Annotated in this window: 18 protein-coding genes and 1 tRNA gene; 14 read left to right on the plus strand and 5 right to left on the minus strand. The window is 39.5% G+C overall.

The window, feature by feature from the left end; all coding sequences use genetic code 11:
* Positions 1–80: 80 nt before the first annotated feature.
* The 7 genes from OK025_RS13240 (at position 81) to OK025_RS13270 (ending at position 7,759) form a co-directional block, all read left to right on the plus strand.
* Positions 81–503 (plus strand): SRPBCC family protein, encoded by a 423-nt coding sequence (locus tag OK025_RS13240; RefSeq protein WP_317664349.1) that lies wholly within the window; start codon positions 81–83, stop codon positions 501–503.
* A gap of 62 nt (positions 504–565) precedes the next feature.
* A complete protein-coding gene (locus OK025_RS13245; protein WP_317664351.1) occupies positions 566–988 on the plus strand; it encodes a DoxX family protein in 423 nt (140 codons plus the stop codon).
* A 93-nt stretch (positions 989–1,081) separates the two neighbouring features.
* Positions 1,082–1,531, plus strand: a complete 450-nt coding sequence (locus OK025_RS13250) for an SRPBCC family protein (protein ID WP_120336211.1) — start codon at positions 1,082–1,084, stop codon at positions 1,529–1,531.
* A gap of 9 nt (positions 1,532–1,540) precedes the next feature.
* On the plus strand, positions 1,541–1,942 hold the full coding sequence (locus OK025_RS13255; protein ID WP_317664354.1) for a glyoxalase: 402 nt from the start codon (positions 1,541–1,543) through the stop codon (positions 1,940–1,942).
* A 66-nt stretch (positions 1,943–2,008) separates the two neighbouring features.
* On the plus strand, positions 2,009–2,977 hold the full coding sequence (locus OK025_RS13260) for an arginine deiminase family protein (RefSeq protein ID WP_317664356.1): 969 nt from the start codon (positions 2,009–2,011) through the stop codon (positions 2,975–2,977).
* Positions 2,978–3,237: 260 nt separating this feature from the next.
* Positions 3,238–4,122 (plus strand): ABC transporter ATP-binding protein, encoded by an 885-nt coding sequence (locus tag OK025_RS13265; protein ID WP_317664358.1) that lies wholly within the window; start codon positions 3,238–3,240, stop codon positions 4,120–4,122.
* The gene (locus OK025_RS13270; RefSeq protein ID WP_317664360.1) at positions 4,103–7,759 is read left to right on the plus strand and encodes a M1 family aminopeptidase; all 3,657 of its coding nucleotides are present in this window, start codon (positions 4,103–4,105) and stop codon (positions 7,757–7,759) included. Before OK025_RS13265 ends, OK025_RS13270 begins: the two co-directional genes overlap by 20 nt.
* A 159-nt stretch (positions 7,760–7,918) precedes the next feature.
* Here OK025_RS13270 and OK025_RS13275 read toward each other — a convergent pair whose 3' ends face one another.
* A complete protein-coding gene (locus OK025_RS13275; RefSeq protein WP_317664362.1) occupies positions 7,919–8,428 on the minus strand; it encodes a dihydrofolate reductase family protein in 510 nt (169 codons plus the stop codon).
* Between the two features lie 92 nt (positions 8,429–8,520).
* On the opposite strand from OK025_RS13275, the gene OK025_RS13280 reads away from it, so the two are divergent.
* Complete coding sequence (locus tag OK025_RS13280) at positions 8,521–8,910, plus strand: helix-turn-helix domain-containing protein (RefSeq protein WP_317664363.1); 390 nt, start codon at positions 8,521–8,523, stop codon at positions 8,908–8,910.
* A 74-nt stretch (positions 8,911–8,984) separates the two neighbouring features.
* Here the strand turns inward: OK025_RS13280 and OK025_RS13285 are convergent, their stop codons facing one another.
* From OK025_RS13285 to OK025_RS13300, 4 genes are all read right to left on the minus strand, one after another.
* A complete protein-coding gene (locus OK025_RS13285; RefSeq protein ID WP_317664365.1) occupies positions 8,985–9,257 on the minus strand; it encodes a transposase in 273 nt (90 codons plus the stop codon).
* On the minus strand, positions 9,244–9,966 hold the full coding sequence (locus OK025_RS13290) for a transposase (RefSeq protein ID WP_317664367.1): 723 nt from the start codon (positions 9,964–9,966) through the stop codon (positions 9,244–9,246). The genes OK025_RS13285 and OK025_RS13290 overlap by 14 nt, the downstream gene beginning before the upstream one ends.
* A complete protein-coding gene (locus tag OK025_RS13295) occupies positions 9,959–10,312 on the minus strand; it encodes a transposase (protein ID WP_286851555.1) in 354 nt (117 codons plus the stop codon). Before OK025_RS13295 ends, OK025_RS13290 begins: the two co-directional genes overlap by 8 nt.
* A 129-nt stretch (positions 10,313–10,441) precedes the next feature.
* A tRNA-Ile gene (locus tag OK025_RS13300) sits at positions 10,442–10,515 on the minus strand.
* 89 nt (positions 10,516–10,604) lie between these two features.
* On the opposite strand from OK025_RS13300, the gene OK025_RS13305 reads away from it, so the two are divergent.
* The 6 genes from OK025_RS13305 to OK025_RS13330 all read left to right on the plus strand — a co-directional run bounded on the left by OK025_RS13305 (position 10,605) and on the right by OK025_RS13330 (position 14,417).
* The gene (locus tag OK025_RS13305; protein ID WP_175441966.1) at positions 10,605–11,237 is read left to right on the plus strand and encodes an HAD family hydrolase; all 633 of its coding nucleotides are present in this window, start codon (positions 10,605–10,607) and stop codon (positions 11,235–11,237) included.
* A gap of 90 nt (positions 11,238–11,327) precedes the next feature.
* On the plus strand, positions 11,328–11,522 hold the full coding sequence (rpsU, locus tag OK025_RS13310; protein WP_046672133.1) for a 30S ribosomal protein S21: 195 nt from the start codon (positions 11,328–11,330) through the stop codon (positions 11,520–11,522).
* A gap of 101 nt (positions 11,523–11,623) precedes the next feature.
* Positions 11,624–12,505, plus strand: coding sequence for a tyrosine-type recombinase/integrase (locus tag OK025_RS13315; RefSeq protein ID WP_075993932.1), 882 nt, complete (start codon positions 11,624–11,626; stop codon positions 12,503–12,505).
* 14 nt (positions 12,506–12,519) lie between these two features.
* Complete coding sequence (gene hpf, locus OK025_RS13320) at positions 12,520–12,879, plus strand: ribosome hibernation-promoting factor, HPF/YfiA family (protein ID WP_070563758.1); 360 nt, start codon at positions 12,520–12,522, stop codon at positions 12,877–12,879.
* Between the two features lie 243 nt (positions 12,880–13,122).
* Positions 13,123–13,515, plus strand: coding sequence for a DUF6686 family protein (locus OK025_RS13325; RefSeq protein WP_317664379.1), 393 nt, complete (start codon positions 13,123–13,125; stop codon positions 13,513–13,515).
* Between the two features lie 374 nt (positions 13,516–13,889).
* Positions 13,890–14,417, plus strand: a complete 528-nt coding sequence (locus OK025_RS13330; protein WP_286775086.1) for a ferritin — start codon at positions 13,890–13,892, stop codon at positions 14,415–14,417.
* The last annotated feature ends 3 nt before the right edge of the window (positions 14,418–14,420 follow it).

Below are 14,420 nucleotides of genomic sequence, written 5' to 3' on the forward strand. Positions count from 1 at the left end.
TAAAGTTGTCGTCTTTGCAACAGCCGCAATGTTGTGATCCTTTGCATCTTTGTTATATCAATATAAACGATAGAAAAACAATGGAAAGACAGACAAAAATTACAGTTGAAGCAACGATTAATGCTACTGTAGAAAAAGTATGGAAATTATGGAACAGTCCGACGGATATTATGCAATGGAATTCGGCAGACCCGAGCTGGCACTGCCCAAGCAGTGAAAATGATCTTCGCGTTGATGGTACTTTTAAAAATAGAATGGAGGCAAAAGATGGAAGCTTCGGATTTGACTTCGAAGGAACCTACCATACGGTAAATTTATACCGGGAAATTGCATATACCATGGCTGATGGAAGAGCTGTAAATACGCTTTTTTCCGAAGCGGAAGGGAAAACCAGTGTGATAACAGTTTTTGATGCGGAACAGGAAAATGATCCTGAATTACAAAAATCGGGCTGGCAGGCTATTTTAAATAACTTCGTAAACTATGTAGAATCTGCGAATTAGTAATTCAAGGATTCAAGGCTGATTATCACTGAAATTATACATTTAAACAAACGACTTATACAATGAAAAAGAACAAGATTGCTTTTTGGATAGCAACGGTATTTATAGTTCTCTGGGAAGGACTGATGCCACTTGGAACACTGTTATTTGCGCCGCAATATATCAATGCGGGCACAAAACCATTGGGATATCCCGACTATTTTGCCTATGCTTTAATTATCTGTAAGCTGTTGGGCGTTATTGCAATTGCAGTACCGCAGGTTCCAACCAAATTAAAAGAATGGGCCTATGCTGGATTGACATTCAATTTAATATTTGCTTTTATTAGTCACGCATGTGTTGACAAAAATACAGCATTTATGCTGATGCCCATTTTAGTATTGGGGGTACTTGCTGTTTCTTATTTCTATCAGGCCAAGATTGCTCGTTTAAGCAACAAGGAGACAGCTAGTACAGGAGCATATCATCAGACTTCAGTAGTGTAGCAAGTTTACCGGATTTTATTGGACTGAAAGAATGTACTAATAGCGAGTAAATAAAAAATAAGCAATGGTTATTCACTTATAAACAATATAGATATGAAAACGAATCAGGTTTCATTACATCGAATTATTCAGGCAAGTCCTGAAAAGGTATTCCGTGCTTTCGCAGATCCGATAGCACATGCCAGCTGGCTACCTCCTTATGGTTTTGTCTGTACAGTACAGCAAATGGATTTTAAAGTAGGCGGAAGTTTCAAAATGACCTTCATTAATTTTAGTACCGGCCATAGCCATTCTTTTGGTGGTGAGTACCTTGAAATTGAGCAAGATACCTTTATCAAGTACGTGGATCGATTTGATGATCCCAATTTACCGGGCGAAATGACAACGACTGTTTCCTTGCGTAAAGTGATCTGTGGTACAGAACTTAAGATTGAACAGACTGGAATTCCTGAGGTTATTCCTGCCGAGATGTGCTATCTTGGATGGCAAGAGTCGTTGGAGAAAATGAGAAAACTTGTAGAGCCTGAAATACCGGATGCATAGCCAATTGATATGATGTTAGTTCAGCCAATGGAACGCTTGCAAAGCGGAATTTTCATTACATTCTCAGGAAATTGTAGAGCGGCACTTACGTTTTATCAGACCTGTTTTGGGGGAACGTTACATTTTGATATGTTCGAAGAACCCTTGCAGGGCTGTGCTGAAATACCTGTAGTGAGTGCCACTCTTATTTCCGGACGTATCGCAATTTACGGCTCTGATTTGGTGCACAACGAGGGACGGAGAGTAGGAAACTACGTCGCTGTGTTTTTGCCCTGTCGGGATATTTCCGAGCGTGGGGAATTGATTGAAAGACTTACATCCCAACAAAAAAGAAGAATAGATGATGATAAGCAGCAGAAATTTATTGAAGTAACTGATTTGTTCAATGTACGCTGGGTGCTGGGAATTTAGATTCCGCTTTCCTATACATTTGTTTTTTTTGATAAAAAAAAGCAAATTGGACTTAAAATCAGTGCTATGATCTTTGTAGAAAATGAGTTTGCCCCTTTAAAGAAAGTTATTCTTACGGTGTCTGAATTTGGCTTTCCGGAAATGATGAAAGTTGAAGATCTTCGGTTTTTATCTTCCACCGCGTTGGAGGGTGAATATGCCAATGCAGGAAAAGATTTTGGAGAAGTGTATCCCGAATTGCAAAAGGCATGGGAACAAGAGCGGCATAATTTTGCTTTGCTGTTGGAGAAATATGGCGTTGAAGTGTTGCGGCCACGTAACCTAACAGCACTTGAAAAAGTGTCCGGAGGAGAACACGGTTATTCTAATTTTTTTGTCCGTGACCCATTTTTCACCATTGGAAATGCCGTTATTGAGGGGTCAATCCGTTTTATGCAGCGCCGCAATGAAATATGGCCCATCCGGGATGTGTTGGAACGTGAAGTTTATCAAAGTGACTGCCTTTATGTGGCCGCGCCAAGACCCGCCATGGCGGAGCAGGAGGAGTTGGGATTATGGCATGGCCCTTTTATAGAAGGGGGCGACATCCTGGTATACGGTAAACATATTTTTGTCGGCAACTCTGGGCTTTCCTCAAACAGCCTTGGGATTAAGTGGCTCGCTAAACTATTACAGCCTTATGGTTATCAGGTTGAAGAAGTGATGCTTCATCCCAATATACTTCATTTGGACTGTGCACTAGGACTGATCCGCGAAGGATTGATGATCGTTTGTGAGGAAGCGCTACCCTATGGGATACCCCAAAAACTGAAAACATGGGACAAAATTGTGGTCAATTTGAAGGAGGCGAGCTTGCTAGCAACGAATGGTCTGCCTATTAATCCGACAGTCTATGTGACTGATCCTGTTTTTGGCTATATTGGAGATAAGCTCTCCGCTTGTGGTGTTCATGTTGAATACGTTGATTTCCAGATCAGCCGTAGCTTTGGCGGATCCTTTCGATGTAGTACACAGCCATTATTGCGAAGTTTTTAGTAGATCTTTTAATGCTATCTGTCCCACTTAGCGGGATATTTGTCCAAAGCAAAAACAGTTTTTTTGTCTGCAGATAATGCTATCTGACCCGCTTGGAGACTCATCTTTTAGAGGATTTGTCCAAAAGCAAAAACTTTTTTTTGGCAGCAGATTTGTCCAGTGAAAGCCTTTCATTTTCGTTTGTTTTTAACTTTTACTATATTCATGTAACATATCATTGTTTTGGTATACTAACATATTATTAACAGTTAAAATAAATTATGAATTTATCCATAGAGACCCTTAGTAAGACCTATTCTAATGGAGTAAAAGCTTTAGACGCCGTAAACTTAGAAATTAAGCCTGGGATGTTTGGTTTACTGGGACCAAATGGTGCTGGCAAGTCTTCTTTAATGCGGACAATTGCGACACTTCAGAAACCCGACAGTGGCCGTATTACTTTTGGTGATATTGATGTACTCAAAAATCAGCTCGATTTGCGGAAAGTTTTGGGTTATTTGCCACAGGAATTTGGTGTTTATCCCAATCTCTCTGCATCAGATCTGCTGCAATATTTTGCAAAGCTTAAAGGAATTAAATCGAAAGCCGATCGGGATGCCATTATCAATCGTGTTCTTGAGGTAACCAATCTTTGGGACGTGCGCAATAAAAGCGTAAGTGGTTACTCGGGCGGGATGAAGCAACGTTTTGGTATTGCACAATTGTTGCTGAATGATCCCAAGTTAATCATTGTAGATGAACCGACTGCAGGGCTTGACCCCGCGGAAAGACATCGTTTTTTGAACGTTCTACGGGAGATAGGTACAGATCATACGGTCATTTTTTCTACGCATATTGTGGATGATGTGCGTGAACTGTGTCATGAGTTGGCCATTCTGAATGGAGGAAAGATTCTTTTGAGAGGCACTCCTAAAGAATCCATCGATCAATTGGATGGTAAGATCTGGGTACGTATCATCAGTCGGGATCAACTGGATGAGTATACACAAAAATATAACGTTATTTCAACCAATTACAATCAGGACAATACACTCAATATCCGGGTGTACAGCGATGCGCGTCCTGATGAATCATTTGTGAACGCTCAAGGCCAATTGGAGGATGTCTATTTTGTAGCGCTAAAAAATGATCAACGCCATGTTTAAAGCCATCTTCCATTTTGAGTTTGCGCGTTGGTTTAAGAGTTCTGCCGTCTACATCTATATGGCACTCTTCTTTGCGCTTTCGCTGTTTATTATGTTGTCTTCGCTCGGCATCTTTGACGGTATAACAGCAACGACCTCATCCAACACCATTATGAACTCTCCATGGGCGATTAATGGTATGGTCAATGGGATGTCGACTATTATTTATTTCTTGATACCGTCCATTGTTGGAGCCTGTGTCTACCGGGATTTTCAATATCAGGTGCATACGATACTTTTCAGTTACCCTTTCTCAAAAACGGACTATCTACTCGGTAAATTCTTTGGATCAGTAGCTGTTGTATTGGTTATTGTATTTGCTTCAACCTTGGGGATTATCGTCGCACAATTTGTGCCGGGTATCAATCAATCCTTATTGGGGCCAATTCATGTTTGGGCATATTTACAGACCTATCTTGTACAGGTTATCCCAAATCTCATTATTTTTAGTGCAATTATCTTTGTGCTGGTAACATTGACACGAAACGTATACGTTGGTTTTGTCGCGGTGTTGATCCTTATTATTCTTCAGGTGCTGGTTCAGAATCTGGCGAACAATATGGACAATCGTTTTGTAGGGGCATTGATAGATCCTTTTGGGGATAGTGCCATCTCATACTATACCCAATACTGGTCTCCAGATGAGAAGAATGTCAATAATCTTCCCTTTACTGGTGCTGTTATTTATAACCGGTTAATATGGCTCGCTGTCGCAGCCTTATTCATTGGCGGGTTTTATATGTTGTTTTCTTTTTCACAACATTCGATTTCCTTTAAATCATCGAAAAAAGGAGCCCGTTTAACCAAAAATAACTTTGATAGTATCTTCAAAATCAATCTACCTAAAGTAAACTATGATTTTTCGACCTTTCATTATTTGAAAACAACATGGACAATGGCGCGATACGACTATCGCTATATCGTCAAAAATCCGGTGTTTTTAATATTGACTTTGGTAGGAGTATTATTCATTATCTTGATGGCAAGCACCATTGGCTCGATATTCGGAACGTCGACTTATCCGGTGACCTGGAAAATGCTGATGATCCCGGGGACTACATTTAAGTTTTTCCTGCTGATCCTGACGTTTCTTTTTACGGGACTTCTTGTCCATCGCGGAAGCATTACGCGGATGGGAGGATTGTTGGATACAACAGCGACGCCCAACTGGGCTTTTATGGGATCGAAGATTATCGCAATTCTTTTGATGCAATTGACTTTGCTGGCCGTTGTGATTGCGACCTGCATGGGGTTCCAGGTGTACCATCACTATTATAATTTTGAAATTGGACAATATGTGATGCATCTGATGGTGTATGGTATGCTGTCAAATTTGGTATGGCTGTTTATTTCACTTTTTGTACATACGCTTTTCAAAAATTACCTGGCTGGTTTTTTTGTTTTATTGACCCTCTTTATTGGATTACCTTTTTTATCCATGGTCGGTGTAGAACAGGAAATTTATCAGTTTAACCAGGGACCGGATCTGGATTACTCGGATATGGATGGATTCGGCTATGTTCTTCCATTTTTAACGTATCGGGTTTATTGGCTGCTTTTTGCGGTGTTTTTTGCCGTTATTGCCCTGCTATTATGGCGAAGAGGCGGTTTTTCGGGAGTTCGGGAGCGTTGGGGTATTTTTAAAGCGAATTTAGGGCCGGTAACAACGGCAATGCTCATTTTTGCCTTTGTGGGCTTTATTGGCATCGGTGCTGCAATATATTACGAAAACCACATTAAAAATCCATATTATACCAGTTTAGATCATGAAAAACAGGCTGTAGAATGGGAAAAAAAATATAAGAAATACCAGTACAGGCCGCAGCCCCGTGTCGTGGATATTAAGTTTAATCTGGATATTTTTCCTGATACGCGAAGTTTTAAAGCGCATGCGGACTATGTATTAAAAAATAAGACCAATACGCCTATAGATTCTATTTTTGTCAATTACAATAATTACGATTATACATTTTCTTTAAGTGTACCAAATAAATTGATCTCTGCCGACGATAAATATAATTTCAACATTTATAAACTCGAGAAGCCGATGGCTCCAGGCGATTCTATTGTGTTGAAATTTAGTACTGTTAGTCCGGCCAATACCTGGATAAATGAAAAATCGCCTGTAAAGGGCAATGGTACGTTTATCAACAATATGCTTTTCCCGAATATAGGCTATCTTGACCGTGGCGAGTTGGTCGATAATGATGTCCGTAAAAAGTATGGACTTCCGTATCGCGATAGAATGGCTCCGCAGACTGACAAAAGGGCTCTGCAGAATAACTATATATCCAACGATGCCGATTGGATCCATTTTGAAGCTACAGTAAGTACGGCCAAGAATCAGTTGGCTATTGCTCCGGGCTATCTCACAAAACAATGGGAGAAAGATGGCCGTAAGTACTATCAATATAAAATGGATTCGGAAATCCTGAACTTTTTTGCATTTAATTCGGCCGAATATGAAGTCAAAAAAGATAAGTGGAACGGGGTTAATTTGGAGATTTATTACCATAAGGGGCATACCTATAACCTCGATCGCATGATGGCTTCCAGTAAAGCTTCTTTGGCTTACTATACGAAGGAATACAGTGCTTACCCGCATCGACAATTGCGTATTATTGAATTTCCGCGCACAGCGGGAACTTTCGCGCAGTCCTTTGCAAATACAATTCCTTTTTCCGAAGCGATCGGTTTTATTGCTGATGTCAATGAGAAGAAGGAAGATGCGGTCGATTATCCCTATGCGGTAACAGCCCATGAGATTGCACATCAGTGGTGGGCACATCAAGTGGTAGGAGCCAATGTGCAGGGGGCTACATTGATGTCCGAAAGTATGTCTGAATATTCATCGCTCAAGGTTTTGGAAAAAAGATATGGCAAAGGGCAGATGCGTAAGTTTCTCAAAGATGCGCTCGATGGCTATTTACAGGGACGAAGTGCCGAAAAGCTAGGTGAAAAGCCGTTGATGTATAATGAAAATCAAATGTACATCCATTACCAAAAGGGATCCCTGGTACTTTATGCCTTGAGCGATTATCTGGGGGAGGATCTTTTTAACAGGACAGCCCAATCTTATTTACAACGTACAGCGTTTCAAAACCCACCGTATACAACTTCATCAGAGTTTGTGGATAGTTTTAGGCAGGCGACTCCGGACTCATTACGTTACCTGATTAAAGATATGTTTGAAACGATCACCCTGTATAACAATAAAATAGAAAAAGTAAGTTCTAAGAAACTTAAGAATGGTAAATACCAGGTTGATATCCAATTTGAAGTTTCCAAGTACCGCGTAGATGGCAATGGGAAAAAGAGTTACAATGACGAAGGTGGACAGCCGCTGTCCTTTAAGAAATCAGATCGTGTGACCCTGAAATCATTGCCATTGGCAGACTATATCGAGGTAGGTGTTTTCTCAGATAAGAAAAGCAAAGACGGTAATAAACGTCAGGAGCTTTATCTAAAAAAGCATAAAATCGATCGAATCAACAATACGATGACGTTAGTTGTTGATCAAAAACCCGAACAGGTTGGTATAGATCCTTACAATAAATTGATCGATATTGAATCGGACGATAATCGAAAGGAAATATAAGGAGAGCCCGGTAAAAAAAAAATCCCCATCATGCGATGGGGATTTTTTTATTGATTCCGCTCTTGTGCTCCCATTTGAGCTCCTAATATAGTACGTGCGCTGGCAGGAATGCAACAGCCATGTGGGCAATCAAGAATGGTACGCAAAGATGTTGAGTCCTCACATCTTTGTTAAATGAAGCTGAAGAATGTTTTCAGTTACCTGTTTATGGCCCACCAGTTTAAAATTAGAGATCAATTTATGGTCTGTTGCTAAAATCCCACCATTGCCAATAATTACGGGATGTATGTTAAAGTAAATATCCGTCACCCATTTGCCTTCAAGGAAAAGATTATAAGTTGCGGTGCCACCGCCAATAATAATTTCCTCAAATCCTTTTTCTGAGAGATGCTTCATAGCCTCATTCGGGTGGGCCACAACCTTGAACTCTTTTGATATACTCCCTCCTTCAGAGAGAATGACCAGCTCAATACCCTGGAAAGCGGCTTTGATATTTACAAATGCGCCTTCTAACATCTCAAAGGTTTTTCTTCCCATAACATAGTTACCGGCTTTGGTAGCTATGCTCATAAATTCAATTATGGCTTCTTGTGGTGCCTGGTAGCTGCTGTTTTCAGCTAATAGTACTTTTCCGTTTGCGGAGATGTTTGCTATCAATGTAACTTTCATATCTTGGTTTTAAAATTTGATCACAAAACTATTTTATCTTTATAGTATAGACACCATGCCTTACCTTGAGGTAAGTGATAAACACGATACAAATGACATTAATTACACGATGCGAAAAAGATACCGGTAAAGAAAGATCGCTGGAGCTAAGAGATGCTATTGAACTATTAGGAGGAAAATGGAAAATATGTATCCTGCAGCAACTTTCGTATTTAGGTACTATGCGGTTTAAAGACCTCCTGGAAACCATTATTGGCATTTCGCCAAAAGTGCTGACAGCAGAGTTGCAGCAGTTGGAACAAAATTATTTGGTGGTAAGAACGATAAACAATACTAAACCCATTACGGTTTCTTATTCACTTACAGCACATGCTTACGAAGCAAGAGCCGTTTACAATGCCTTGTTGGAATTTGGTGCTAAACACAGAAAGAAAATAAAAGAAGTAGCTAAAGCATCCCATACACATGCTCAGTGTACTTGATAGCTTTTTGGCAGATGTTCTGGGGCAATGAATTTTTTTGGGATCATACCGAAAGTTTGGGGGAGGAGAAGTTTTTAAGCATACAATTTCATTACTCTATATAGGAAGAATGTGGTGTCCCTTACACCGCGAAAGACACTCCTGAACGCTTTGAGCTTTGCATTGAAAGATTCTGCTGAAGCATTGGTGCTTCTATTGTCGAAGTAGTGTAGAATGTATTGATGATGCGCTGCAATGGATCTTGCTACGCTCTCAAATGAAGCGATGCCCGCATTTTCAACCTGATTATGCCACAGTCCCAGTTTGGTAAATGCTATCTTTTTGTCCTGGCATTTATTGAATATCACCCAGGGCAATTCCAAGGTCATAAGCGAGCTTTAGCTTGGGAAACCGCATGAACAACAATTCAGCTCGGTGTTTCTGGTTTTCGGACCATCGGCTTGGGTGTTTGAACAAGAGGTGTCTGGATCTAGCCAGTAGCTGTTTGAGCGTGTCTCCATTAGGCAACAACTCGGGTTCATATGGGATTCCTCCCTTTCGCGATTCCATTATCTTCTTGCTTTCCGCATCCAATACTTCCCAACGATACTTAATACGAAGTTCCTGCACTGCATCGTAAGCTAACTTTTGGACATGGAACCGGTCGACCACACGCCTGGCATTCCTGAAACATCTACGGATTGCCTTGGCCATGTTCGGCGCCATATCCATGGTCACCTCCTTTACCTTATTCCTTGACCGTAAAGGTATTAACTCAAGAACAGTGATGATATCTTCGGCCTTGGTGCCCTTGATAGTCGCTAGGATCGTCCCTTTACCTCCTTTTGCCGATTTACTGCTAACAATGGTATATAATTCACCGTTGCTAAAACTGGTCTCATCGATGCTCAAGCGTTCAGAGATGTTCCCGGGGAAAAGAGTCCATCGCTCTGCATGTGGCTTTTGGCTCCAGTCATGGAAGTCACTGAGATGGTTCTTGTATTGATCCTGAAGTTGCTTGCCGTCCACCTGGAAGAATAACCCTACCAATTGGGCACTGACAGGATAGTTATCCAAATATCTTCTTTAAAAAAAGCCCGAATTCAGTCGTCATTCGAGTACCCTCACGCACCAGGTTCCAATCTCTTGTGATAATATCTCCCGTATCTAACACTGTCCAGCGGCGGCGGCGGATATGTAGAGTAACTTTCTGACCTCTAATGGGAAAGTCTGAAATCTCTGTGGAAGGCATAAAGCCCTTTGACTCCAACTTGCTGTTCTCATAGCCCGTTGGAGCAATATTAAGCTCGTCTAGATAAATGTGGAGCTGATTGTCAACCTGATCGACTTCTAAAATCTGAAAGTATTCTAAAAGCCCTTCGGGCATCAATAGGGATAGTAATTTACGTTCGGCGTCTTGCAAGGGATATCTGTATTAAACAAACTAAACTAGGAAATTTTTTGTATTCCCCCAAGAATTCTGCTTGATCCTTTTTTTGTTATCCGTTGGGATTAAACAATAAATCCCCATATTGCTATGAGGATTTATTTGTGCTCCCACCTGGGCTCGAACCAGGGACCAAAAGATTATGAGTCTTCTACTCTAACCGACTGAGCTATAGGAGCAGGTCTTTTGTTTTGTCAATTTAAACAGCTGTTGTGCCGTTTTGACGATGCAATTATCGATATTTGTATCGATATTTCAAAATAATTCGATGGAAAAAATTAAAAATATTGTTCTTGATTATGGGAATGTGATCTTTATGATCGACTTTGTAAAATTGAAAGATGCTTTTACTCAGTTAGGTATAGAAAATGTTGATGCCGTATTTGGACATCATGGTCAAAGTGCACTTTTTGATAATTTTGATAAAGGAAAAATTGATTCGACGCAATTTCGTGAGGGGATAAGAGAACTAACCCAAAACCCAGCACTGACGGATGCACAGATTGATACAGCCTGGAACAGTTTACTGATCGGTGTACCACAGGGTAATCATGAGATTTTAGTCCAGTTGAAAGATCGATACCGTACCTTTTTGTTAAGTAACAACAATGCAATTCATTATGCCTACTGTATGAATGATATTCATGAGAAATATGGTGTTGCCGACAATGAAGGTTTTTTTGAAAAGACCTATTACTCCCATTTAGTAGGGATGCGCAAACCAGATGCAGAGATTTTTGAATTGGTTATGCAAGAGCAACAATTGGATCCGGCAGAGACTTTATTTATTGATGATAGTCCTCAACATCTGGCAACAGCAAAACAATTGGGTTGGCATACGGCATTGTGTACTAAGGAGAAACCGCTAAGAATTTTGTTGGAAGAATTCGAATTGCTATAAAAAATGATTTTGTTTTCCTTTTTAAAAATAAATAGCTTACCTTTGTCCCACTTTAAATTTAAAAGCGGCGAAAGGAGGTATATATAACGCATGATTATCGTAAATGTAAAAGAAGGAGAATCTTTAGATAGAGCATTGAAACGTTTCAAAAAGAAATTCGAAAAAACTGGAGTTTTAAGAGAGTTGCGTTCACGTCAAGCTTACGAAAAGAGATCTGTAACTCGTCGCATTCAAGTGAAAAAAGCGATTTACAAACAATCTTTGAATCAAGATGTAGCTAACTAATTGATTCGCTGAGAATTTTAAAATATAAAGGGAAAAGCATTGCTTTTCCCTTTTTTTTGTCCTTTTAAGTTTGTAATTTAAGCTATATAGCAAGGGAAAATATGTTGGAAAAGGAGTTTATTCGGTTTTTGCAGATTGAAAAAAGGTATTCAGAACATACGGTTATTGCCTATAAGCATGAGCTGGAGATGTTTCAGTCTTTTTTGGATCGTGAGGGACTGACCGTGCCGGATATCGTATACCGTGATTTACGCCATTATTTCGCGCAAATGGTAGAGTCCGGAAAAAATGCAAGTTCGGTCAACCGGAGTATGTCCTCCATGCGAACTTATTTTAAATTTTTGCAAAGAGAAGAGTGTATCGCGAAAAATCCCATGACACTCATTAAAGCGTTAAAAACTGCTAAAAAACTACCTGTAGTCGTTGAAAAGGAAAAGCTGGTGCGTTTATTGGATCAGATGGGACAGGAGCAGGATGGATTCGAATCCTGCCGCGATTATATGGTTATGGAATTGTTGTTCGGTACCGGGATTCGTTTGGCCGAATTGTTGAAAATTAAGGAGCAGGATATCGATTTTTTTAATAAAAATATTCTTATATTAGGTAAAAGGAACAAAGAACGCTTGGTTCCGATCAATAATCTTTTATTGAAAGAATTGAAAAACTATTTGCAACAAAAGGCGACGCAATTTGTTGATACTAATAACAGCTTACTAATCGTTACGAAAGAAGGCAAGCCGGCATATGCCAAGCTGATCTATGATATTGTACATCGGCAATTGACGCTGATTTCTACTCAAGGTAAGAGAAGTCCTCATATTTTGAGACATACTTTCGCAACGGCCCTGTTGGACAATGGGGCGGATTTAAATGCAATTAAAGAGCTGCTGGGGCATGCAGGGCTTGCGGCAACACAAGTGTACACGCATAACTCAGCAGAACGATTGAAGTCAATTTATAAACAAGCTCATCCAAAAGCTTAAAAAAAGGAGGAAAAATGAACATTACTGTGCAATCCATTCGATTTACTGCTGATCAAAAGCTAATCGAGTTTATTAAAAAGAAAACAGGAAAATTGGAGCAGTTTTTGGATTCCATTATTGGTGGCGAATGCTACCTGCGATTGGAAAATGTCGATGATGAGGCAAATAAAATTTCAGAAATTAAATTAAATATCCCGGGAAGCCAGCTTTTTGCGAAAGGGCAAGCGAAGAGCTTTGAGGAGGCGACAGATATTGCTGTCGAATCCTTGCGTAGACAGATTAATAAACATAAAACAAAGACAAAAAATACAGTTATCAATGGACGTAATGAAGTTCTTACCCTAGAGGAAGAAGAAGAGGAAGAATACGATTAATAACTATCAAAATATAGATGTAAATGTAGGAGGTCAGTTATAAAAACTGGCCTCTTTTTTTGTACCGTTCTATTGTAATTGGTCCGTAAGAACCTTACGTGGATTTTCGGGGCTGTTGATCTATGTGAAATTAGGAAGGATTTATTTCCATTACTCGCTGAAAGGCTTATTTATATTAAATCAAAATAATCTTCTGTTTTACTTGGATTGATTATAAATAATATTTATTTTTGATCGATTTAAATGATAAGAGAAATAGAAATGTCAAAATTGGTTTGTCCGTTAGCAAATGTTGAGGAAGTTTTTTCAACCACAGCAGGTACAGTTTATCAATGTAGCCGCAAAAATTGTTTCTGGTTGGAGTATAATAATGAAACAACCTCTTTCTCGGTATCGGATTTTTTGAAGTTTAAGAAACGTATCGATGCGATTGATGTTGAGCACATGCTTCACGACACAACACGTTCATCGGATTTTGAAATCATTATGCCTTTCCGTACGGAAAGATGTTTCATCTTAGCTGTAGAGGATGTCCTTCAATTGCGCGAATTGTTAGATGGCGCTAAATTTATGATGGAATTGAATAGCGTCGTCAGAACTTGTTTGCAGGTTTCGCCATTTGCAGTTTTTGCATAAGGCTATACATATAAAAGAACTGAAAAAAGCGGTGTACGTCTGTGATGTACACCGCTTTTTGTTTGGAAGGACCTTATTTAATTTTAATTTAAATAAGTGTCAATGAGGTCGTCCTCTGGTTTTATTGACATTCAATGATTTTTAGGCCTTTAAGCCACTTATTGTTTTAATTTATCGCTTATTGAAAGTATCAATATTACGTATTTGTAATTGTATTGATTCTAAACAAGTTGCGGTTTGCATGTCTAATTTAGACTGAATTTGTATTGCATATTCTTGATACAGATTTTGAAGATCTACTGTATCTTTGTAATGTAATCAGGTGATGATGTGTTTCACCTGTTGATGTTTTAGAAATTAAACTTAAGGTAAATATGAAAGATTTATTGAAATTAAAATCTTCTTTGAAAGAAGAGATCGAAAATATATTGAATGCACAGATTAAAGTTGAAGCTCATTCTTCAGCCTTATATTTGGCAATGTCTTCATGGTGTGATGATCAAGGTTTGGAAAATGCTTCAGAATTTTTTGCGAAACAATCCAACGAAGAGCGCGAGCACATGTTGAAGCTTTTCAATTATATCAACAACCGTGGTGGTCGTGCAATTTCTCCGGAAGTTACAGGTATCCCGCAAGATTTTGAATCGTTCCGTGGCGTTTTTGAACAAACATTGGAACAAGAGATGTTTGTTACTGAACAGTTCAACAACATCGCTGATAAATGTGCTAAAGCGAAGGATTATGTTACTTTTAATTTTGTACAATGGTTCTTGGAAGAGCAAGTAGAAGAGGAGTTTGTTGCAAGACGTATCCTTGAGTTGTTCGATGTAATTGGTGAAGACGGTACTGGCCGTTGGGAAATTGACAAACACCTTGTTAAGGTTAGCTTTGCGGGCGAATAGAAA

Origin of the sequence: Sphingobacterium sp. UGAL515B_05 (genome assembly GCF_033097525.1) — a bacterium.
GTDB lineage: Bacteria > Bacteroidota > Bacteroidia > Sphingobacteriales > Sphingobacteriaceae > Sphingobacterium.